Here is a 24,044-nt window from a genome sequence, read left to right as displayed (position 1 = left end):
TTTATAAAAAAACCAATGAAAGACTAGTTCATTAGCAAGATCCCGTATCTGAAATCGTCCCATTATGTGTTCCATCTGCCTGTAACAAGGAGGATTGAGATGGGCGAAAAGTCTCAATTGGCGCATGTACAGGCGCATCCGTGGTCATCTCTTCTCCAAACACATGACGAAACACTTCGGTAACCGACTGTACAGGGATGACTTTTAGTCCCTCAATGCTGTCAAATAGAGCTTGCCAGTTATCCTGCGGAATGATCACTTTTTTGGCACCAGCCTGAAAAGCAGCTTCGACCTTGGCTAATACGCCGCCAATCGGCTTGACTCGACCATGGATGCTAATCTCGCCAGTCATGGCAATCTCATGATCCACCGGAATTCCCCGCATCGCGGAGGCAATAGCTGTTGCCATCGCAATCCCTGCCGACGGACCATCTACTGGCGTCCCCCCTGGAAAATTGATATGCAGATCGTAATTGGACGGAGACAAACCGAGCGTACGCAAAACAGTCAGAACATTTTCCACAGAGCCTTTAGCCATGCTCTTACGACGCAGTGTACGGGAGTTACCTCCGATCTCTTCTTCATCCACAACACCCGTAATATTATAGCTTCCCTTTCCTTCAGGAACCGGAACCGCAGTAACCTCAATTTCCAGCAGCATGCCCATGTTCGGACCGTATACAGCTAATCCGTTAACGAATCCGATTTGCGGCAAGCCCGGTATTTTTCGATCAGGACGAGGTTGAATTTGGCTGCTACCCGCTACCCATTCTACATCCGAAGCATCGAGTCGTTCCCTTTTCTCGGTAAGCGCCAAACCAGCAGCAAGCTGGATCATATTGACTGCCTCCCGGCCGTTGGTCGCATAACGCTGTACAACCTCAACTGCCTCTGGACAAGGACCAAAGCCCAACTTGTGTACAGCATCTTCAGCAATACGAGCAATCTCCTGAGGTTGCAGGGCACGGAAATAAATTTCCATACACCGGGATCGAATAGCAGGTGGCAGCTCATGCGGCGAACGTGTCGTCGCACCTACCAAACGGAAATCCGCAGGCAAACCATTTTGGAAAATATCGTGAATGTAAGCAGGCGTATGCGAGTCTTCTGAATTGTAATATGCACTTTCCAAAAATACCTTTCGATCCTCCAGCACTTTCAACAGCTTATTCATCTGCGTTGGATGCAGCTCGCCAATCTCATCAATGAACAGCATCCCTCCATGAGCCTTCGTTACAGCTCCGGGTTTAGGTTGAGGGATACCCGCTACACCCATCGCTCCTGCCCCTTGATAGATTGGATCATGTACTGAACCAATTAACGGGTCCGCAATACCACGTTCGTCAAAACGGGCCGTTGTGGCATCAATCTCCGTGAATTTAGCATCCCCCTTGAACGGGGAGGACTGATTCTTCTTAGCCTCTTCCAGTACCACACGTGCTGCAGCCGTTTTCCCTACACCAGGAGGGCCATAAATAATGACATGCTGCGGATTTGCACTGCATAACGCCGCTTTGAGCGCTCGCAGACCGTCCTTCTGACCGACGATATCCTGTAACGTGGCAGGTCGCGTGCGTTCAGCCAGCGGCTTAGTAAGTGAAATAGAGCGCAATTTGCGCAACTTATCCAATTCCTTCCTAGATTCCCGATCCACCGCACTACGGTTCGTTTTCTGGCTCCGCAGAAGATTCCAGAAATACAGACCAATGACAATCCCGAAAAACATTTGCACCAATAACAATATCATAGTCAAGTCCATCGTATTTCCTCCGTTTCTCATCTCAGCAATTTGAAAATGCTGTTCTATGAAAGACAGTATTTCCTTTTCCACGAGAGCTAAACGGCTGTCTTTCAAAAGATCAGAGAGAAATACAAAAACGCCGCGAAAAACAGTTCTGTAGCAGAGCTGCTCTCCACGGCGCTTAAACGATGACCATAGTTTATGATTATACCTGTTTTAAAATAACCGCTTTTGCCTACACCTTCTCGGCAGTGTGACGCTCTTCACGTCCCGGTATTTTACCTGTTTCCTCATAAGCCTTGACGATGATATCAATTTCTTTTTTCAATTCGTCAACCATTTCAGCCTCAGGGACTTTGCGAATCATCTTTCCATAACGGAACAATAGACCTTCTCCACGTGCTCCGGCAATTCCGATATCAGCTTCCTTCGCTTCACCCGGACCGTTAACTGCACACCCCAGTACGGATACTTTAATCGGCACCTTGAGTTTTGCAATGTAATCCTCTACTTCGTTCGCAATAGAGAACAGATCAATATCCAGACGCCCGCAAGTCGGACAAGAAATCAATGTAGCTGCATTCGTGATCAACCCAAACGTTTTGAGCAACTCCCGTGCTACCTTCACTTCTTCGACTGGATCGGCACTTAGCGAGATACGCATGGTGGATCCGATACCAGCTGCCAACAGTGCTCCCATACCCGCTGCGCTTTTAACCGTTCCAGTAAAGAGTGTACCGGCTTCGGTGATGCCCAAATGGAGGGGATACTTAATAATTTCAGCTGCCTTCGTGTAAGCCGCAATCGCCATTGGAACGTCAGAAGCCTTCAGTGATACGATAATATCATGGAAATCAAGCTCTTCGAGTATCCCGATATGGTACAGTGCACTTTCTACCATCGCTTCTGGCGTCGGGTAGCCATACTTATCCAGTAAATGCTGTTCCAATGATCCGGCGTTCACACCAATCCGAATCGGAATCCCTTTTTCTTTACACGCCTTAACGACTGCTTCCACTTTTTCACGTCGTCCAATGTTCCCTGGGTTAATACGAACCTTGTCAATCCCATTTTCAATCGCCAGTAGAGCCAGCTTGTGATTAAAGTGAATATCTGCAACCAGCGGAATATGAATCCGCTTCTTAATTTCCTTAATAGCTGCGGCAGCTTCCTCATTGTTGACGGTAACCCGCACTATCTGACATCCGGCTTCTTCCAAGCGAAGAATCTCAGCTACTGTAGCTTCCACATCTGCCGTTTTGGTTGTACACATGCTTTGGATGATGACTTCATTGCTGCCGCCAATCGTCAGATTCCCGACTTTAACGGGACGTGTGTCTTGTCTTAAGAACATGTACTTTTCTCTCCCATTAACGCCAAACCTCCACCCCATAAAACCTCATACGGGTTTAGTGAAGTGGAGATCTGGCTTCTCATATTGTAGAGATCGCGAAGTATCAATCCTTAGGCGCTCTCTTCTTGTTTTTTATCCTTATCTGTACCACCGAGTTCCGGTGCGATTTTGTCTTTTACTACCTGCTCGTTGATGACGCAAGTCGTCACATCATCACGGGAAGGAACTTCGTACATAACGTCGAGCATAATACCTTCGATGATTGCACGAAGGCCACGGGCACCCGTGTTACGCTTGATCGCCTCACGAGCAATGGCTTCCAGAGCATCTTGCTTAAATTCCAGCTGCACATTGTCCAGTTCCAGCATCTTCTGATATTGCTTGGTCAAGGCATTTTTTGGTTCAGACAAAATACGAACCAATGTCTTCTCATCAAGCGGCTCCAGCGTAGAAATAACTGGCAAACGTCCTACGAATTCCGGAATCAGACCGAATTTCAGCAGATCCTCTGGCAATACCATGGAGGTATATTCGCCTGGTTTCAGATCTTTTTGTTCACTAGTCGCGTTAAAGCCGATGACCTTCTTACCGATACGACGTTTGATCATTTGCTCCAGACCATCAAAGGCACCACCGCAAATGAACAGGATATTCGTGGTATCAATTTGAATGAATTCTTGATGTGGATGCTTACGACCACCTTGCGGAGGTACAGAAGCAACTGTGCCTTCCAAAATTTTAAGCAACGCTTGCTGTACACCTTCACCCGATACGTCACGCGTAATGGACGGGTTTTCGGATTTGCGGGCTACTTTATCAATTTCGTCAATGTAGATAATGCCGCGCTCGGCTTTTTCTACATCATAATCGGCAGCTTGAATCAGTTTCAGCAAAATGTTTTCAACGTCTTCACCCACATAACCCGCTTCCGTAAGGGAAGTAGCATCTGCGATAGCAAATGGGACGTTCAAAATTTTAGCCATGGTTTGCGCAAGTAACGTTTTACCCGAACCTGTAGGTCCAAGCATCAGAATGTTACTTTTTTGCAATTCCACATCATCAATTTTGTTTTGTGTATTAATACGTTTGTAGTGATTATATACCGCAACAGACAATGATTTTTTCGCTTGATCCTGACCAATAACATATTGGTCCAGAATTTCACGGATTTGCATTGGTTTTGGAATGTCTTTCAGATCTACTTCTTCTTCATGACCCAATTCTTCCTCCACAATTTCCGTGCACAACTCGATGCATTCGTCACATATATATACGCCCGGTCCGGCAACAAGCTTGCGAACCTGATCCTGAGATTTACCGCAGAAAGAACATTTTAATTGTCCTTTTTCATCATTAAATTTAAACATAGAGCCACCCCTTTACAGATTAATCGGTTTAGACAGCACCTGGTCAATGATACCGTATGCTTTCGCCTCTTCCGCTTCCATGAAGAAATCCCGGTCAGTATCACGTTCGATTTTTTCGAGGGGCTGACCTGTACGCTCCACATAGATTTGATTCAGCTTGGCACGTGTTTTGATAATCCAGTCCGCATGAATCAGCATGTCGGAGGCTTGCCCCTGAATGCCGCCGAGCGGCTGGTGAATCATAACTTCACTATTGGTAAGTGCATATCTCTTGCCTGGTGCACCGGCTGTGAGCAATAAAGAGCCCATACTAGCAGCCATACCTACACAAATCGTCGATACATCCGGCTTAATGAATTGCATTGTATCATATATACCCATGCCTGCAGTAACAGAACCGCCTGGCGAGTTAATGTACAAATTAATGTCCTTCTCCGGGTCTTCCGCAGAAAGGAACAATAGCTGTGCAATGACGAGATTGGCGACATCGTCATCAATCGGGCCACTTAGGAAAATGATGCGATCCTTAAGCAACCGCGAGTAAATATCGTAAGATCGTTCTCCTCGATTCGTTTGTTCCACAACCATAGGGACGAGACTCATCACGACCAACCTCTTTTCTTTATTAAAATGAACACCTGTATTCATCCGCTTCCTTAAGTCCCATTAAAACGGAAGCGGCAATCATGAAACGTGAACACCTTACAAAATATTTTAACATGTTCAGAGTCTCGTGTCATATTTGCCTGTGCTCATATATAAAATGCAGGCTATTTACAGACGTCCTGCCGAGACCTTCTCATATTTAACCATGTTTCGTATGTATGTGCAAATGTACGGTAGTGACTTATGTAAAACAGAAAACACCATTCACAGCGCTTTCCATAAACGACTAAAATTTGGATTGTCTAAGGTAAAAATAAGGCACGTAACTTTCACTACGTGCCTTATCCTTATCTAATTACTACGTTGCAGCCTGTTACAGCATACACCGTATATTTTATCGTTTAAATTACTCAGCAGCTGCAGCTGGCGCTTCCACTTCTTTGCTGTTTTCAACCAGCAAAGCGATTGTTTTGCGCAGTGAGATCTCTTCTTTCAAGTTAGCGAACGAGCCGTTACTTTCCAGAATGCTGCGGATCTCTTCTACAGAACGTTTGTAAGCATCAGCCATGTTTTGCAGCTCTTCATTAATTTCCGCTTCGGAAACTTCGATGTTTTCTGCTTTAGCCACTTGCTCCAGCACGAGGTTGTTGCGTACGCGCTTCTCAGCATCAGCTTTCATTTGCTCTTCCAGGTCTTCTTTGCTTTGACCGGAGAAGCCGAGGAACATTTCAAGATTCATGCCTTGGCTGCGCAGACGGTTGTCGAAATCGCGAACCATGTTTTGCACTTCACTCTTAACCATTGCCTCAGGAATGTCGATTGTTGCATTTTCAGCAACTTTCTCCACTACAGCGCCCTCACGAGCTGCTTTAGCTTCGTTTTCTTTGCGTTCCAGCAATTGCTTTTTCAAGTCTTCCTTGAATTCAGCAAGTGTATCAAATTCACTTACATCTTTAGCAAATTCATCGTCCAATTCAGGAAGAACTTTGCGTTTCAGTTCATGAACTTTCACTTTAAATACAGCTTGTTTACCAGCGAGGTCAGCAGAATGGTAGTTCTCTGGGAACGTTACTTCAACATCCTTGGAATCACCAGTGTGCAAACCAATCACTTGATCTTCAAAGCCAGGGATAAAGGTATTGGAACCCAGTTCCAGAGAATACTTCTCAGCTTGTCCACCTTCGAACTGTACACCGTCTACGGAACCGTCGAAGTCAATGATAGCAGTATCGCCGGATTGAGCAGCATCTTCATCAACGACAACCAATTCAGCATGACGTTGTTGCAGGCGCTCCAGCTCTTGAGCCAATTCTTCGTCGCTTACTTCGATTTTGCTTACAGGCACTTCTACGCCTTTGTAATCGCCCAAAGTTACTTCAGGTTTAACCGTAACTTTTGCTTTGAATTTGAAAGTTTCGCCTTTAGCAAATTGATCAATTTCAACATCTGGGCTATCTACTGGGAAGATGTCTGTTTGCTCTACAGCTTGGCTGTATGCTTCTGGCAACAGGAAGTCAATTGCATCCTGGTACAGACTTTCAATACCATAACGTTTTTCAAAGATAGGACGTGGCACTTTACCTTTACGGAATCCTGGTACGCTTACTTGTTTAACCACTTTATTAAAAGCTTTGTCGAGTGCAGCGGCTACACGATCCGCGTCTACCTCAACTTCAAGAACCCCAAGGTTCTTCTCTATTTTCTCCCAAGTTGCTTTCATTTTATGCTTTCCCCTCCAACAAAATCTTCACTTAGTTTTCATTACAATCAACGCACACAAAATAACCACTATAGTATATCTAACATTACTGTCTTTTTCAAGAGCAGCCCTTGAATGCTTTAACAGGTAAACGTTTCCGGTCATTAAGGAGTGTTCATTCCCGCCGCTACGAATAATCGCATCGACCGATATGCTTGCTCAAAACGGAAGCGCAGTGCATCTGTAATGCCATATATAGCGCGGGTTTCTTCTTCATTATTGTTCCCGTTCAAACTTTCCGAAACGGTCTGATGGAGTGCTGCTGCCCAAATATCCGGCATTCCGTCCTCTTCTACCAACATTGATCTATAATCTTTCGTACCGTACACGGCCATCACAAACTGTGACCACAGCTCCTGTGCAAAATAGAATAGTGTGGGCTCATGCACTTCAGTCTGGTCAGCTACCCGTTCCAAAATACGCATAATCGCCTCTGGAAACTCATCAGGCTGTAACGGAACCGTTTCAATATCGATTTCTGTCTTTTCATCCCCTCGTCTGATTTCTATCGTCCCTTCCATTCCGCGGCGTCTCAATGTCTGTAGAACACGGAATTGGAGAAGAGGATGGATTTCCCGTTCAGTAATCCAGCGAAGCAAAGCATCGTCGATCTCCGGCAGTTCCAAGTAGGATAGCTGTTCCAAAGCTAGAATCGTCTGTTCGGATAACGGTTGATCCATAGCCATCTGCAAAAGCTTGTTACCGTAGCCTGCATCCTGTTGCTGCTTAAAACGTGCATGACGGCGAGCCAACTCAACTTCACTGACTTCGTCTTCTTCCACATTGTCCGTTACCGCTCCGCTGTCAGCATACTGTGGAAATGCAGCTTCCAACCATTGTGATAGAGCGTTCCATTCATCGTATTGTTTCTGCTCCTGTCCCTGACACTGCATCAAAAAGCGCAGCATCGCCATCGCCTCTCCGTAACGTTCGTTTTCAAGCATCACCGTAAGTTGAATTTGATAGTAGTCCAGTGTCTTCGGAAACAATACGATATTATTTTCTTTTGTCGTCACCTTGGAGTCCTTTATTTTCAAGGCACCCCCTCTCCTCCGCAAGCTAAGTATTTGTAGATTATATGAGAAACAGCAGCCGAAGTTCAACCACTCGTCTTCAACATATTCACCTGTATTCTAACATACCCTTTTATAAGGCAAAAAAAACGATGTGTAGTCTGAATTTATGTGGTGTAGAGCCCAAATAAACGATAAATGCAAAATAAGACTTGAATCTTTTTCATCCATATGATATATTAATATTCGCTTGAATTTTATGTCCCAGTAGCTCAGCTGGATAGAGCAACGGCCTTCTAAGCCGTCGGTCGGGGGTTCGAATCCCTCCTGGGACGTATAGCCGAAGCTTCCTATTTAGGAAGCTTTTTTTATTTTCCAGCGAAATAGGACCCACCGTGAACGTTGGAGCCCAGCATCGTATTACAACCTATTTTAATGTAGAAAAGGCTGTTTCCGTAGCGCTGTTCGAGCGCTTGTCTGGGACAGCCTTTTAATCGAGGATATACCCATTACACCGCTTGACTGCGTGGAGTAGTAAGGAGTTTAATCAAATGAAATTAATATCTTGGAATGTAAATGGCTTAAGAGCCTGTGTAACCAAAGGATTCTATACTTATCTAAAAGAAACGAATGCCGATATTTTTTGCGTACAGGAAACGAAGCTTCAAGAAGGACAAATCCTCATGGAGAACATGGAGGAATACATGCAATACTGGAATTATGCTGAGAAAAAAGGGTATTCTGGCACAGCTATTTTCACCAAAATCAAGCCGCTCTCTGTGCATTATGGACTTGAAGAAAATGAAGAACCGGAGGGTCGAACCCTTACGCTGGAATTTGAAAAATTTTATCTTGTCAATGTGTACACACCGAATACCAAACGGGATTTATCCCGATTGCCATACAGGCTCGAATGGGAAGACCGTTTTCGCAACTATCTGCAACAACTAGACACTTTGAAGCCTGTCATCATTTGCGGAGACTTGAACGTGGCTCATCAGGAGATCGATCTCAAAAATGCCAAAGCCAACTACGGAAATGCTGGCTTCACGCCCGAGGAACGAGACCGCATGTCACAGCTGCTCAACGCTGGATTTATAGACACCTTCAGATATTTTTATCCTGATCGAACGGATGTTTATTCCTGGTGGTCCTATATGCCAAAGGTGAGAGAACGGAATATCGGCTGGCGGATTGATTACTTCCTCGTCTCGGAGCGGCTTCGTCCGCTTTTAATAGATGCGAGTATTGATTGCCATATTACAGGCAGTGACCACTGCCCTGTTATATTAGATTTGCAAGATATACCCGCATAATTCGCACTAATACAAGAGTCTAAAGTTTTAAAAGCCGTCATGCTCCGTTTGGCAGCATGACGGCTTAAATGAATTAAAGCGATCTCTCCAGATGCACCTCGATACGAGAAACCAGCCGGTCTCTCACATCTTGCGCCTCTTTTGGGTCTAATACAGCCTGGTTTATTGTCTTCTGTTCCTCATTGCTATAATGCAGTATATACTGTTTCACTATGCAGTCCGGCGCATAAGTATCCATGCGACTTGTATTATAATACGTCACCTGGCAGCTTCCGAGAAAGCAGAAGGATAACTCACCTGCAGCTGTGAACAGCCATCCTGGCAACTTGGGCTCCAGCTTCAAGGTAAGCCCCCTAGAATCATAGCCAAATGGCTGCCCGCCTGTCATCATCCATAGCCACATATGAATAAATTCTGCTGTAGATCCACTCAGCCTCGCAATATATCCCGTTCCATGCAAACTTGCATCAGGATTAGCACTGCTAGCAATAAAGGAACTGTTTTCCAGCGTACTTCTTCCATAGATCGTAGCATCCATAAAAGGGGGTAGCGCTTTTTGGATGTCGGCAAAAAATTCAGTGTATAGACCCACCTTTAAACACTCAAGTAAATATTTATATTCCATATGCATAAATATCGATTCATTTTCCAGCCACCCTGGCGTGAAAGCTCTGGAACGGCCCAGTTCAAACGGCTGCCCCGCCAGACTCTCATTCACCTTATACATACCCAGCTTTTTGTCGTAAAGCTCGCTCTGTCTGATTTGTCGATACAGCTTGCGCCCATTTATAATGTCGCCAGTTACTTTCATAGCCCGGGTTGGCCCTTCTAGGAAGAACGGTATATCCTTGCGTTTAAAGGAATGTATATTTACAAACATCCCCCCGTTCTCATCCTCCTGTACCTCGAATTCTTTGGCTTCATAATAAAAGAAGGTTGGGTATATCCCCTTTCCTATACGCAGAGCCTTATCCATCCCCTCTTGAATCTTACGTTCAGCCCACTGCAAAAACACCAGCACATCATCAAAGGATAATGCTGCTTCGGTCCCTTCAAATCCAAAACGAACCGTTTCGCGATATGCTTCTCTAGCATCCGAAATCCGTGACCAGAAGCCATGATCGGCACTACCATTCCCAGGCTCCGCATCATTAAAATCGTGGTAGTACTCTTCAACTGCGAGCCCTAATTCTTGAATCAACCTGGCTACCTCTAGCGGTAGCCTCAGCACAAAGTCTGCCGAAAGCTTCATCTGTGCATGTATTAAAAATCTTACGAGTCGCTGTAACTCGCATAGCTCACTAAAGCCCGAAGCAAACAGCCCCGGAAGTCCGTTCATGGAATCATTCCATCCCGGTTTCCCCGCCTCCATCTCAATTCCCAAGCCTTCTGGGTCTAATGTAGACAGCTTGATGGCAGCCAAGGATAGCAGCTTCTCGTATAAATTGGACTTGTAAATCTCTCCGTTGCCTCGTCCGGTTCGAACCCAGTGAACATCGCGAGTCCGCATGTGAAGTTGAGCTTTCTTCTCCTTGCTTTCTACAACCGCTCCGTACTGACGAATACGTCCGTCCTTCATCTGCACGTATTTGTTTCGGCGCGGCTGTACCCATGCCGGACTGTCGTAATACATGTACTCCCTGGCCGAGAGCAGGAGTTCTTCTTGTTTGTCTGGAAAGATACTCAAATAGCTTTCGATTAGATCCATATTATAAGTCCAATGGTCGATCCAGAAGCCTTCACCAAAATCAGCCTCATAGCATTGTTCGGAATGCTTGAGGGCTTCGATCACAAATGTCTCTACCGTTTGCTTTAGTCCAATATTGTCATGAATGATGTGCTGAATCAGCTCGCCCGGGGTAAATGATGATTGAAAAAAAGTACACAAAGACGAATGGGCCGCCACTTCCACCTGTTCCAGCAACGGTTCGAGCTCTCGTATTTGAAAGCTACAGCCTTTTACAACAAGCGGGTTATAGCCGTCCGGCTGAATCAGGCTCATAAACAAACGAATATTAAAATCTCCGACGCCCGGGTTAAACCACACATCATTTCTCCGATTCTGGTTCGCATCGCGGAAATTACCATTCCCTTGCGAATAATACCCCGCCTGGAGTTTGAAAAAATTATAGTCTCGTTCCAGATCTCCATGCTTGCGCGAAAATACATGATACACAAAGGGTTGCTCCGTGCCATTGTCCAGCAATAATGGATAACCCCCACGTAGCAGATTATCCAGATAGCTCTGACGGCAGTACTCGTCAAACAACGGAATGGATGTCTGCGTGGCCATTCCATCCGTCAACTCTTCAACTAACGTTCTAGCTTCCTTCGCCTTTTGATCGATATAAGACATCGTTGCAATTTCTGTAATCCGTTCATTGATCAATTGAATATCATTCACATGCCCGATGACCGAACAGTAATTTACAGCTGCACCTGCCGCCAGTCGTGCCGCATAACCGCTAAACCCACAAGGCACTTTATTCGTCGTCACTGGCTGCTGTGATATCAGGTCTTCGACACGTGTATGGATAAAGCAGTCAGGGAAGGTCAGGGACGTATTTTCACCAAATATAATGGATGGATCGACAATGGGACGTACTAGTCTGGCCTTGCCATCCTGCTCCACAAAGCTATACATAAAATGTCCCGCCTCAATCTGATGGACCTCACTTGTATCCGCTGTACTTCCACGTACCTTATAGTAAGGTATGCTGTTATTGAGGTTATACACATCCATCCAGCTTTTCAGTGTATATCCAAGCTCCTTGTAAGCCGTATTGTCAATACCGAAGGGCAGCACAGCCGGCATGCCGTCCAGCACCTCCAGCTCAAGTTCTTGATCGGAATGATTGACAATCTCAACCTTGCGCACCAAAGCAGCGTAGCTTTCATGAGGAAGCGTAAAATATTGCACACGCACCTCCAGCCCTATATCTGGATGAGAGCTATTAATTTCCAGCATATGGCGGGATATTAACATTTTTTGTTGCTCATGCTCCAAAGGACGCACAGCCGAAAACGGCTCCATATAGCTCCACCCATCCTGCCTTTTTACCTTTAAAAAGGTACGGAAGCCATGGATCGGTACGAGGCTATAGCTGCGGTTAGCCGGAAAAAATTCCATAATCGCTCCATTTTTATCCTCCACACCAAAGCTCGCAATTCCTTGTCCACGATTAACATAATACGCCCACAAGGGAATCCCCTGAACACCAGCAATGCCGGGCAAGAAACTGGAAAAGGGCTTGGCATGCGCAAAATTTTCAATCACAAAACGTCCTTGATTGTCAAAATAATACGGCTGCATCGTATCCCCCTTTTCTGTTTAAAACCCGTTCTTTGCCATCATTTGCTTGAACCATAGCGCACTTTGTTTGGGAGTCCGTTCCTGCGTCTCGTAATTGATATGCACAATGCCAAAACGCTTGCTGTAGCCCCAGGCCCATTCAAAGTTATCAAGGAAAGACCAGACAAAATACCCCTTGAGCTGACCTCCCTCTTCAATGAAGCGATGACAGGCCTTTAAATGCTCTTCAATATAGCGCTGACGCCCGGTATCCTCAATCTGTCCATTTACCACTTCATCCCTCATCGCTGCTCCATTTTCCGTAATCAGAATGGGCAAGCCCTTGCTAAAATCCTTCTCAATCCGTGTCAGCAGCTTATAAAAAGATTCAGGGTGAATCTCCCATCCCATGTCCGTTACTGGCTCCTCCATGTGAACCTGCTCTACTTGCAGCAACGAAGCGTCGTTCGTTGATCGAATGATGCTGCGGGTATAATAGTTAATGCCCAAAAAATCCCCCGGTTGCTGAATCAGCTCCATATCACCAGGCTGTACAAAATCCAATCCATTCAGATACGTTCCGTACCATTCCACCATATCTTCAGGATACTTTCCGTTAAACAATGGCTCCGCAAACCAACGATTAATAAAGCCATCTCTTCTGATGGCAGCAGCCACGTCCTCGGGTCGCTCGGAAGCCGCATCCACATGTTCCATGTTCAACGTAATGCCAATCTTACCCGTTAACCCTTTTTCCTTATGCAAATTGCTGGCAATCCCATGACACATCAGAATATGATGGGCGGCAGTAAAGGCTTCCCTCCAGTTCTCATGACCAGGGGCATGCTCTCCTGTACCATAGCCCAAAATAGAGGCGCAATAAGGCTCATTGATCGTATTCCACCAGTTTATCCGCTCGCCGAATCGATCCATGATTACAGAGGCATACGTTTTAAAATGTTGGATAGTCTCTCGCTGTGTCCATCCACCCTCGTCCTCAATCCACTGCGGTAGATCCCAATGATACAGCGTCAGCATCGGGATCAGTCCAGCCAACTCAATCTCATCCAGCAGATGCTCGTAGAAGAGCAACCCCTCTTCGTTAATAATGCCAGGCGCGGGCATAATACGTGGCCAAGCTACAGAAAAACGATAATGTAAAAAACCAAGCTGTTTCATTAATTGCACGTCTTCTTTAAAGTGGTGAAAATGATCACATGCTACATCTCCACAGTCCCCTCCGATTACCTTCCCGGGGATTTGACAAAAAGTATCCCAAATGGAGGGCGTTCTGCCGCCCTCATCTGTACCCCCTTCAATTTGATAAGAAGAGGTTGAAGTTCCCCACATAAACGTGGCAGGAAATATAAAGGTATTCTCGCTCATACTCGGTACCGTCCTTTCAGGAATCAAGACTTCACAGCTCCAGCCATTGCACCGCCGACAATAAAGCGCTGGAGGAAAATATACAAAATAACCAGCGGTAGTGTAACAATCAAGATACCGCAAGCAAGCAGCGGCCAGTTGTTCATGTATTGTCCATAGAAAGAGAACAGTCCCTTGGTCACTGGCTGATAGGCGGGATCAGACAAATAAATGGTAGGACCTATAATGTCGTTCCATGCACCAATGGCTGTCAAAATGATGCCTGTCGCCAACACGGGCTTCATCAGTGGTACAAGAATCGTGAACAAATAACGTGAATAACCGCATCCGTCCATTGCAGCCGCTTCATCCAGCTCTCGGGAGACAGACTTGATATACCCCACAAACATCAGGAAAGCGATGCCGGTACCTGTCGTTTTAAGCAAAATAAAACCAAGCTGTGTATTGTACAGTCCCAGACTATTAATAAGGGCAAATTGCGGAATTAGCGGATTGGGGAGATACATGGAAATCAGGAAAAACACATAAAAGAAGGTGCTGAACTTAACATATCCCCGTGCTAGCGGAAAGGCGGCAAACACGGATATAATCAGGGTTAATAACGTAGAAACTCCTGTATACAAAATACTGTTCCACATATATTGAGAGAAATTCCCTTTATCCCAAGCATCCATGAAATTCTCCAAACGCAGACCCTTGGCTAGCGCTACAGGATCCATCAAATACTCGCTTTGCGTCTTCATTGATACATTAAAAAGGTAGAAAAGCGGGAGTACATATAACGAAAGCATGAGCAGTACGATGGTGTAGCTCACTATTTTGGTTCCTTTGCTACTGCTCATTACATTTCCACCTCTCTTCTGCGCAAGTAATAAAGTGCAATCATTGATACCGTAAACACGAATACAAACTGGATCATCGCAACTGCGGAAGCAAGACCATAATCTGATGTCCCGGAGCCAAAGGCTGTGGCATATACATCAAATGCAAGTGTCGTCGTGTTGAATTTACCCCCTGTCAGCACATAAATAATGTCAAAGGTTTGCAAGGCGCCGATAATGGACAGCAGCATATTGACGGTAAAGGACGGTGCAATCATTGGAAAGGTAATATTTTTGAACGCTTTCCATCCAGAAGCGCCGTCCATATATCCCGCTTCATATAAGTCACTAGGAATGGATTGGAGTCCAGCTAAGAAAATAGTCATCGAGTAACCCATGTACATCCAAATTTGCACAAAAATGATCAATTCAAATGCAATATCATAATCCCCAAAGAAGTTGGAGCTGGTTCCAAAAAAGTTCAGCAATGCTTGCGCAGGACCGCCAAGCGGATTGGCAAGCAACTGCCAGATCAGACCGGATACCGTTACCCCGAGCACAACGGGCAGAAAAAATACAGAACGATATAACACATCACCTTTGAGCTTTTTATTAATAAGGACAGCCATGAATAGCCCAACTGCGTTTTGGATCACAACCACCGCTACGGCAAAATATAAGGAACGGCCAATGGAAGCAATGCGATCTCCAGAATCGGAGGAGGTAAAAAAGGTCGTGTAATTCTCGAATCCGATAAAATTCCACGTCTGTCCCGGAACCCCGGTAGCATCTGTAAAGGAAAAAAGCACGGTTACCATAGAGGGTCCAAAACCAAGAAGCAAATAGAGCAGCACCGGAATACTCAGCAGAAGATAGGGCATTATCCGGGCAGCACCCTTTCCAAAGGGATACATGGGTCTCACACCTTTTCACATTATTATGGGAGCTTTGCAGTTACCATTGTGTTCATGTAAAATCTATGGATTATTTAGGGGCTGCCGCATCCCAGTCTGCTTGAGATTTCTGCGCAAGCTCCAAAGGCGTTTTTAACGGACCGGCAGGCGCCAAAAATTCCGCATGTACACTGGCTTCCTTAATGTACTGTCCAACATTCTTACGATTGATAAACAGCTGATCCCAAGAGAGTTTGAAGTTTTCCAATGAAGGCTGGATTTCATTAACGAAATCGCTGCTTATCTTCACATCAGACTGTGTTGGCAAAAATCCAGCAGCGTTCACAAAATCCGTGTAGTTCTGTTTCTCAGAGAGCATTTCAAGCCATTTGATCGCATACTCCTTGTTTGGTGACTTTTCTAGTACCATCCAGGTCATATCATACTTGCCTGCCAGGTTTTTATTTTTGGCGGGGTCGTTACTGCCCGGAATCGGGAAATAACCAAATTTCAGCTCTGGATTGGCTGTCTGAATCGTAGTTGCATCCCACGTACCATCCGCTATCATAGCTACACGCCCTGAAGCAAACAAACTTGGCAAGGTTCCATAGTCAATTCCCATAAATCCACCAATGGCGTTGTTCATCAAAATTTGTGTTTTTTCCAGCACCTCAAGCTGGACAGGATCAGTCAGTTTGGTCTTGCCTGTCCACAGCCCTTTGATATATTCCAGCTGATCATCATGGATAGAGGCCTGAAGCCCTTGGACAGCAAGGTTGATAGGCCATACATCTTTACCGCCGAAACCAATCGGTTCTACGCCGTTATCTTTGAGCACCTTCATAACATTCACCAGTTCGTCCCATGTCGTGGGCACAGCAAGATTATATTTTTCAAAAATCTCTTTGTTATAAAACAGTCCTGTCAGGGCCACCTTCCCCATGTTCACACCATATACCTTGTCGTTATAGGTCATGGCATTTTTGACATCTGTAGGATTATAGTTTTTGATAAAAGCTTGATCTGACAGATCTGCAATGAGTCCTCCCTCGATCCACTGCTTCCACATCGGATCAGCAGCTCCCTTAGACCATTCCTGCGGTGCGCCTACGAAGCTGAATTTCAGAGGAATAATATCTGCATCACCGGTTGAACCCGCATTCATACGCGTTTGCATCAGTTGATCATAAGTGGAATCAGCAGGAACCGTCGTATACTCCACCTGAACATCAGGATACTTCTCTTCAAACTTTTTATTAAATTCCTTTATATAGTTATTAATATTCTCCTGCTGCCAATGAATAATTTTTAACGTGACCTTTTTATTCCCGTTCTGCCCAGCTTCGTTACCTTTACCGCAAGCGGCTAATACCACGATTAAAGCGGTTACAACAAGTAAAGAAAAACACTTTTTCAGCATTGCAAAATTCCCCCTGTAATCTTAGAATAAATGCACTCACTCTTACGAAAGCGGTTTAGTTAATTACAGCTACTATTATGTATCGAATAGCCTGTATTTGTAAATAGCAATTTGTAAATTATCAAAAAATCATTAACTATCGTTAAATCGAACTTCATTATCCATAATATATTAGGATTTATCCTATAATAGCACGGTTGACTCTCTTCTATGAGGTAGCATAGAATACGAGTAATCATTAATTTTAGAATGCAAGGTCAAATGAACTAAATCAGTTTAGTTACGGAGGATTCCATGAATATAAAAACAATAGCTAGCATGGCAGGCGTTTCAGTAGCAACGGTTTCGAAGATCATAAACAATTACACAGATATCAGTGAGGAAACCCGGCAGCGAGTACTCAAAATTATGGAGGAAACAGGCTATAGACCTTCCTCCTCGGCTAAAACGCTTGCTACCAAAAAATCTAATCTGGTAGGCGTTATATTCGCTGGCAAGCTGAATGTCGATTTTAGCCATCCTTTTTTTGTAGACATCATTAATGTTTTCAAAAAGCAGATTGGCTTGCTCGGTTACGACCTGCTGTTTTTTTCGAATGAGAAATTTCTGGATAATGGAGAGGACTATTTGGCTCGCTCAAAATATTTCTCAGTGGACGGGTGCATTATTATTGCCGGAGACGAAGTGGAGAAGAGTGTTTTTGATCTCGATGCCAGCCCTATCCCCTGCATCGGTGTCGATATCGAACTAACCGGAGCCAGTTCCTGCTACATCATGTCCGACAATCAAAAGATTTCAATGAAGGTTGTTGAGCACTTTTACATGAATGGATACCGCGAAATGGGTTTTATAGGCATAGAACGCCCCTCCTTGGTTATTAAAGAGAGAGAAGAAGCTTTTATCTCATCACTAAAGCGGTTTAGCCTTGATGTCAGACCGGAATGGATCGTGTATGGCAAGGACTATGCAGCAGAGGATGGATACCAGATCGCAAAGGCGTGGATAGAGCAAGAAAATTTACCAAAAGCTATTTTTGCGGCTACCGACCTGCTTGCCTTTGGTGCCATCCGTGCTTTCAAGGAGAGCGGCTTGAGGGTACCCGAGGATATTGCCGTAGTAGGATGTGATGATATTGAAGCCTGTCGTTATACCGATCCTCCACTGACGACTGTAAAACAAGACAAGCAAAAAATAGGTCGTCTGGCCGCTATGGTGCTGTTTGACCTGATGAATAAACAAATGGATACGAAATGTATTAAAGTGGAGCCCGAACTCGTCATTCGCACCTCCTGCGGAGCCCGGCAACATTGGAACCCTACAAGGGTTGAGGGATAGCACATACCTAAAAAAGGTGACTCCTGTCGAATACAGAAGTCACCTTTTTGCAGTTATATAACAAGAGCCCTTTCGTTTAAGCCATTATTTGTAGGCCATCGTCGCATTCACAGCCTTTTTCCAGCCTTCATACAGGCTGTCACGTGTTGCTTCATCCATCGTAGGGGTAAAAGAAGTTTCCACTCTCACTCGCTTACGAAGTTCGTCTGTACTCTTCCAGTATCCTATCGCCAACCCTGCCAGACACGCGGCACCCAGCGCCGTTGTCTCATGGATAACTGGCCGTTCCACCGTCGCATCCAGAATATCGCTCTGGAATTGCATCAGGAAATTGTTCAACACGGCTCCTCCATCCACTCGCAACATCTTCACCGTAATACCTGAATCAATCTCCATGGCTGTGAGCACATCCTTGGTCTGATAAGCGAGCGACTCCAGGGTGGCACGGATAAAATGCTCCTTCGTGGTCCCACGTGTCAGACCAAACATCGCTCCACGCACCTCGCTATCCCAGTAGGGGCTGCCCAGCCCGACAAAAGCGGGTACAAGATATACTCCTTCTGTGGAGGAAACACGGGCCGCATAAGGCTCACTGTCCTTCGCTTCACGGAACATGCGCAGCCCATCTCGCAGCCACTGGATCGCAGAGCCCGCAACAAACACACTCCCTTCAAGTGCGTATTGCACTTTGCCTTCCTCCAGCCCCCAAGCGATGGTCGTGATCAGACCGTGCTTGGATTCAACCGGCTGATCTCCCGTATTCATCAACATGAAGCAACCTGTACCGTAAGTGTTTTTGATCATTCCTTTTTCGTAACAAGCCTGACCGAACAAGGCTGCCTGCTGGTCACCCGCTGCACCGGCGATCGGTACATTCTGACCAAAAAAATGATAATCCACGGTGTGCGCATATACCTCGGAAGAAGGCCTTACCTCAGGCAACATGATTTTCGGAACTCCCAGAATATCCAGTAGCTCTTCATCCCACTTTAGCTCATAAATATTGTACATCAGCGTTCTGGCCGCATTGGAGTAGTCTGTTACATGGGCCTTTCCGCCGGATAGTTTCCAGATTAGCCACGAGTCAATCGTACCAAATAATAAGTCACCTCGTTCCGCTCTTTCCCGCGCTCCTTCTACATGGTCCAGTATCCACTTTACTTTAGTGCCTGAAAAATACGGATCGATCAATAGCCCTGTTTTGCTGTGAAACAACTCCTCATGCCCTTGCCGCTTCAGTTCTTCGCAAATATCCGAGGTTTGGCGTGATTGCCATACGAGTACGTTATACACGGGTAATCCGGTATTTTTGTCCCACACGGCCACCGATTCTCGCTGATTGGTAATGCCGATGGCAGCAATTTGTTTTGCTTTTACACCGGATTCGGAAAGACAGGAGGCAATAACGCCCAGAATAGAACTCCAGATTTCATTCGCATTCTGCTCTACCCAGCCGGGGTGAGGAAAATATTGCGGAAATTCCCGCTGGGCCGAGTACACCACATCTCCTTCGCTATTGAACAAAATCGCTCTTGAACTTGTCGTTCCCTGGTCTAGTGACAAAATATATTTTCCCATGTTCATCTCTCCCCGTGTAAATCCATCGTTTTTACGCTGTAAGCTTGTGATCCATTTTATGATTTTTATAAATACGACTAATACGGAAGGTAATCAAGAGTACAACCACGATAACTCCTAATAAAATCCAGAACGCCGGAGTCATACTCCCCTTAAAAACGGCCTGATAAAATGGACCTGCGAAAGATCCCCCCAATAGCGGTCCTACAATGGGCACCCATGCATATTTCCAGTTGGATGCTCCCTTACCGGGTATCGGTAGTAAATAATGCATCAGACGCGGCCCAAAATCCCTCGCTGGATTGATGGCATAGCCCGTTGTGCCTCCAAGGGATAAACCGATACTGACAACCAAAAAACCAACAATTAGCGGTTTAAGGCCGTCTGTAAACGAATTGGCACCAAACGACAGTAAAGCAAGAACAAAGATAAAAGTACCTATCATTTCACTAAGCACGTTACCAAACGGATGATCAATAGCTGGTCCTGTCGCAAATACACTGAGTTTGGCTGCTGTGTCCTCCGTCTCTTTCCAGTGGGGCCAATAATGCAAAATGACGATCCCTGCACCCGCCATGGCTCCAAGAACCTGAGCCACAATATAACCGGGAACATCCTGCCATGGAAAACTACCCTGAAATGCCAACGCGAGTGTAACTGCCGGATTCAAATGCGCTCCGCTGATTGGACCCACCGCATACACCCCAATAGCTACCGCGAGCCCCCACCCCAATCCGACCACAATCCAGCCGGAAGCGTGGGCAAAAGACTTTTTCAGGGACACCCCTGCGCACACTCCGCCACCTAGGGCAATAAGAATCATTGTCCCTATGAATTCGGCTGCGTATGGCGACATACAACCAACCTCCTCAATAGATCATCCGATTTTGATCGTTGTCATCGCGCAAAAAAAAGAAAAGCCATCACAAACCAACCCTGTGCTGTAACATGGGATGTCTGCGTGGCTCTCTTGTCTCCGTCACGATTATTAACTTAAATTTGATATTATATAAGCATGTAAGCGATGTCAACTGCGGATTTACGTCTTCTGATATCCTAAAATAATCGTTGACCATGTTAGATTGCCCGATTTATGATGTAAAAAAATGGCTGAATGTAAGGATTTCAGGATGAATACGACACTCCCAAACTTGATGATGAAGGGAAGAATGTTATGCTGAAATTTCTGCAAAAAATCGGCAAGTCATTAATGCTTCCAGTAGCTACATTACCCGCCGCAGGGATTTTGCAAGGGCTGGCTCTCATTAATTATGAAACGGATATTCCGCTTGGCCCTGGAGTTGGTGGATTTCTGAATCATTATGTCACTCCTTTTCTGAATGAAGGGGCGGGTGCCATCTTCGGCAACCTGGCGCTTATTTTCTCCATCGGTGTTGCTATTGGTCTGGCAGGCGACGCGGTAGCCGCACTTTCGGCAGTCATTGCCTATTTGGTGCTGACCCGTATTTTGGCGGCCGTACCGGGTATATTTGCGTATATTCCAGACGACGTCAAGCTGGACATGGGCGTATTGGGCGGTATTTTTATCGGCGGATGGTCTGCTTATCTGTTCAAAAAATATCATAATATTCAACTTCCAGATTGGCTTGGCTTTTTTTCGGGCAAACGTTTTGTCCCCATGATTACCGCCTTCACGACCATGATTTTAGCCATTCTGCTCGGCATGATCTGGAGTCCGATACAAGATGGCATTGCAGCCTTCGGCAACTGGATTGTTGGCTTTGGTGGAATCGGGTCAATGGTGTTCATGATTGCCAATCGACTGCTGATCCCGCTCGGTCTGCATCATGTGCTGAACTCGATCGCATGGTTTCAAATTGGGGACTATACCAATGCTGCAGGTGAAGTTGTTCATGGTGACCTGACACGTTTTTTCGCAGGCGATACATCGGCGGGTATGTTCATGTCCGGCTTCTTCCCCATTATGATGTTCGCTCTGCCAGCGGCGGCTCTCGCATTCATCCATACGGCCAAGTCGGAAAAACGTAAAGCTATCGCTTCCATCTTTATCGGTTCTGCGCTGGCGTCGTTCCTGACCGGTATTACTGAGCCCCTCGAATTTTCTTTTATGTTCATTGCACCTCTGCTTTACGGCGTTCATGCTCTGCTAACAGGTCTGAGCGGCCTAGTCGTATACCTACTGGATGTCAAACTCGGCTTTTCCTTTTCAGCAGGACTCATTGACTATCTGGTCAATATGAAGCTCTCCACCCATCCATTGCGAATGATCCCGATTGGGCTTGTCTTCGCCCTCATCTATTATTTTCTGTTCCGCTTCATCATCCTCAAATTCAACCTAAAGACTCCCGGGCGCGAAGACGATGTAGATGACACCCTTCTATTTGAGGCTAACAAATCCATACCCGTTGGAAAAGCAAGCGCCTCATCCGGCACCCAGTCCAGTCAGGCAGGCCAGGTCCTAACCTATCTCGGCGGTTCAGACAATATCCAAAGCATTGATGCCTGCATCACGCGGTTGCGTCTTGTCGTCAAGGACGACAAAGCGGTTAACGATCAAGCTCTTAAGCAGCTCGGAGCGTCAGGAATTATCAGGCTTGGGAACGGTACCCTACAGGTTATTTTCGGTACTCGATCCGAAGCTCTGAAAGATGAGATACAACGATTGATGTCATGAAGCTAATCCCCTGCCTTAAGCACGTGCGATCTTCCTATAACAGACGCACGTGCTTTTTTTTATGGATAAACGTTTCGAATTTTTTGTTTTTGGTTAAGGCAATGCACATAAATGGGTAACAGCTTCATATGATGGAGCTAAACCATTTACAACTTGTTCAGCAGGCAGATTATTCAGACAGCAAGGAGGGAAATGATGTGAAGACAGTACAATGGCAATGGCTGGTATTATGTCTTGCTTTTCTCACTATGATTAGTGGTTGTAGTGGGTCCCTATCCTCTAAAGGTCAATCATCTGAAGCTAATTTGTCAAACAGCAAAAAGATAACGCTTACATTGTGGTACTGGAACCGTTCTATTGACGATGAATTGCTCGTCCAGGCAGAAAAACAGTTTCCCAACATTGAATTAAAAACTCAAAAAATAGGCGGTGACTTTAAAGCCAAGCTGAAGACAACGCTCGCAGCTCGTTCCGGTGAACCGGACATCGTAGCTCTGAACGACTGGATGGTGGAGCTATTCCCGAGTGCGGATCGTTTTTATGATCTAAAGGAACTCGGAGCAGACCGACTGAAGGATCAATATTTGGAATGGAAATGGAATCAGGGCATCACTCCTGATGGTAAAATGATTGCATTTCCCATGGATACTGGGCCTACCGCCCTCTTCTATCGAAGCGACCTGTTTGAACAGGCAGGCTTGCCAAGTGATCCTGAACAGGTCAGTGCCTCGATCCGCACATGGGATGATTATATGGCAGCCGGAGAACAACTTCGGCAGAAATTCGGAAGCCATTCATTTTTGGCCGATAATATTGTAAACGTTTACAATCAGGTACTCGCTCAACATACGAACCTGTACTTCAAGCCGGACGGAAGTTATATCGGCAATCAATCTCCTGACATCCGCCTGGGCTGGAAAACCGCTGTGGATTTCCACAGGAAGCATCTGCTCGCCAATGCAGATGGCTGGACTCCTGAATGGAATGCTTCGGTCAATAACGGCAAAATCGCCTCGTTCGTAGGGGCAATCTGGATGAAGCAAGTTCTCACAGAAGCCGCACCGGATACAGCGGGCAAATGGAGAGTCGCCCGTGCTCCTGGAGGAGACGGCAATCTGGGAGGGTCTTTCATCTCTATCCTCAAATCTAGCCAACACCCCAAAGAAGCCTTTGAAGTTCTGACCTGGCTGCAAAGCCCGGAACACCAATTGGAAGCCTACCATAAAATCGGCCTGTTCCCATCCACTCCCGGCGTCTATGACGATCCAGTCATGGAGACACCCGAGCCTTTCTTTGGTGGTCAGGCCACTGGCCTCATTTTTGCCGCCTCCGCACGTCAGGTAAAAAATAGCTATTTCGGCGAGCGCTATCCTGTCATCCACGGCATTGTGACCCGTCGTCTTGCCAATGTGGCCAAACAAAATGCCGATCCCGACTCATTATGGACGGAAACAATGCAACGAATTCAACGGGAATTACAGCGTTAAAAAACAAAACTTCAAAAAAG

Annotated in this window: 17 protein-coding genes and 1 tRNA gene; 5 read left to right on the top strand and 13 right to left on the bottom strand. The window is 45.8% G+C overall.

What is annotated here, in order from left to right; translation table 11 throughout:
- Window positions 1–31 precede the first annotated feature (31 nt).
- The 6 genes from lonB to C400_RS0114450 form a co-directional block, all read right to left on the bottom strand.
- Complete coding sequence (gene lonB, locus C400_RS0114475; protein ID WP_016324658.1) at window positions 32–1,759, bottom strand: ATP-dependent protease LonB; 1,728 nt, start codon at window positions 1,757–1,759, stop codon at window positions 32–34.
- Between the two features lie 217 nt (window positions 1,760–1,976).
- On the bottom strand, window positions 1,977–3,095 hold the full coding sequence (gene ispG, locus C400_RS0114470; protein ID WP_017427410.1) for a flavodoxin-dependent (E)-4-hydroxy-3-methylbut-2-enyl-diphosphate synthase: 1,119 nt from the start codon (window positions 3,093–3,095) through the stop codon (window positions 1,977–1,979).
- 110 nt (window positions 3,096–3,205) lie between these two features.
- A complete protein-coding gene (gene clpX, locus C400_RS0114465) occupies window positions 3,206–4,462 on the bottom strand; it encodes an ATP-dependent protease ATP-binding subunit ClpX (RefSeq protein ID WP_013372695.1) in 1,257 nt (418 codons plus the stop codon).
- 12 nt (window positions 4,463–4,474) lie between these two features.
- Complete coding sequence (clpP, locus tag C400_RS0114460; protein WP_016324659.1) at window positions 4,475–5,065, bottom strand: ATP-dependent Clp endopeptidase proteolytic subunit ClpP; 591 nt, start codon at window positions 5,063–5,065, stop codon at window positions 4,475–4,477.
- Window positions 5,066–5,474: 409 nt separating this feature from the next.
- Window positions 5,475–6,788 (bottom strand): trigger factor, encoded by a 1,314-nt coding sequence (tig, locus tag C400_RS0114455; protein WP_017427409.1) that lies wholly within the window; start codon window positions 6,786–6,788, stop codon window positions 5,475–5,477.
- 143 nt (window positions 6,789–6,931) lie between these two features.
- Window positions 6,932–7,864: a hypothetical protein gene (locus C400_RS0114450; protein ID WP_017427408.1), complete on the bottom strand. Its 933-nt coding sequence runs from the start codon at window positions 7,862–7,864 to the stop codon at window positions 6,932–6,934.
- A 237-nt stretch (window positions 7,865–8,101) separates the two neighbouring features.
- Between C400_RS0114450 and C400_RS0114445 the strand changes: the two genes are divergently transcribed.
- Window positions 8,102–8,175 (top strand) — tRNA-Arg (locus tag C400_RS0114445).
- 216 nt (window positions 8,176–8,391) lie between these two features.
- Complete coding sequence (locus C400_RS0114440; protein WP_017427407.1) at window positions 8,392–9,156, top strand: exodeoxyribonuclease III; 765 nt, start codon at window positions 8,392–8,394, stop codon at window positions 9,154–9,156.
- Window positions 9,157–9,229: 73 nt separating this feature from the next.
- On the opposite strand, the gene C400_RS0114435 is transcribed toward C400_RS0114440, so the two are convergent.
- From C400_RS0114435 to C400_RS0114415, 5 genes are all read right to left on the bottom strand, one after another.
- Complete coding sequence (locus tag C400_RS0114435; RefSeq protein WP_017427406.1) at window positions 9,230–12,469, bottom strand: hypothetical protein; 3,240 nt, start codon at window positions 12,467–12,469, stop codon at window positions 9,230–9,232.
- Window positions 12,470–12,487: 18 nt separating this feature from the next.
- The gene (locus tag C400_RS0114430) at window positions 12,488–13,834 is read right to left on the bottom strand and encodes a GH1 family beta-glucosidase (protein ID WP_026065451.1); all 1,347 of its coding nucleotides are present in this window, start codon (window positions 13,832–13,834) and stop codon (window positions 12,488–12,490) included.
- A 23-nt stretch (window positions 13,835–13,857) separates the two neighbouring features.
- Window positions 13,858–14,676, bottom strand: a complete 819-nt coding sequence (locus tag C400_RS0114425) for a carbohydrate ABC transporter permease (protein WP_017427404.1) — start codon at window positions 14,674–14,676, stop codon at window positions 13,858–13,860.
- Window positions 14,676–15,569: a carbohydrate ABC transporter permease gene (locus tag C400_RS0114420; protein WP_017427403.1), complete on the bottom strand. Its 894-nt coding sequence runs from the start codon at window positions 15,567–15,569 to the stop codon at window positions 14,676–14,678. The genes C400_RS0114425 and C400_RS0114420 overlap by 1 nt, the downstream gene beginning before the upstream one ends.
- A 70-nt stretch (window positions 15,570–15,639) precedes the next feature.
- A complete protein-coding gene (locus C400_RS0114415; RefSeq protein WP_017427402.1) occupies window positions 15,640–16,968 on the bottom strand; it encodes an ABC transporter substrate-binding protein in 1,329 nt (442 codons plus the stop codon).
- 294 nt (window positions 16,969–17,262) lie between these two features.
- Here C400_RS0114415 and C400_RS0114410 point away from each other — a divergent pair, with 294 nt between their 5' ends.
- Window positions 17,263–18,303: a LacI family DNA-binding transcriptional regulator gene (locus C400_RS0114410; RefSeq protein WP_016818623.1), complete on the top strand. Its 1,041-nt coding sequence runs from the start codon at window positions 17,263–17,265 to the stop codon at window positions 18,301–18,303.
- A gap of 84 nt (window positions 18,304–18,387) precedes the next feature.
- On the opposite strand, the gene glpK is transcribed toward C400_RS0114410, so the two are convergent.
- Together glpK and C400_RS0114400 are read right to left on the bottom strand one after the other, a co-directional pair.
- The gene (gene glpK / locus C400_RS0114405) at window positions 18,388–19,881 is read right to left on the bottom strand and encodes a glycerol kinase GlpK (protein WP_016818622.1); all 1,494 of its coding nucleotides are present in this window, start codon (window positions 19,879–19,881) and stop codon (window positions 18,388–18,390) included.
- 31 nt (window positions 19,882–19,912) lie between these two features.
- Window positions 19,913–20,737 carry an MIP/aquaporin family protein gene (locus C400_RS0114400; RefSeq protein WP_016818621.1) on the bottom strand — a complete coding sequence of 275 codons (825 nt, stop codon included), beginning with the start codon at window positions 20,735–20,737 and terminating at the stop codon, window positions 19,913–19,915.
- A gap of 318 nt (window positions 20,738–21,055) precedes the next feature.
- On the opposite strand from C400_RS0114400, the gene C400_RS0114395 reads away from it, so the two are divergent.
- Window positions 21,056–22,537: a PTS transporter subunit EIIC gene (locus C400_RS0114395; RefSeq protein WP_016818620.1), complete on the top strand. Its 1,482-nt coding sequence runs from the start codon at window positions 21,056–21,058 to the stop codon at window positions 22,535–22,537.
- A gap of 128 nt (window positions 22,538–22,665) precedes the next feature.
- On the top strand, window positions 22,666–24,024 hold the full coding sequence (locus C400_RS0114390) for an ABC transporter substrate-binding protein (RefSeq protein ID WP_016818619.1): 1,359 nt from the start codon (window positions 22,666–22,668) through the stop codon (window positions 24,022–24,024).
- Window positions 24,025–24,044: the final 20 nt, after the last annotated feature.

It is taken from the genome of Paenibacillus sp. ICGEB2008 (assembly GCF_000307675.1).
Classification (GTDB): domain Bacteria; phylum Bacillota; class Bacilli; order Paenibacillales; family Paenibacillaceae; genus Paenibacillus; species Paenibacillus polymyxa.
Note: the sequence above shows the minus strand (reverse complement) of the source record. Positions and strands in the feature narration are given on the sequence as shown.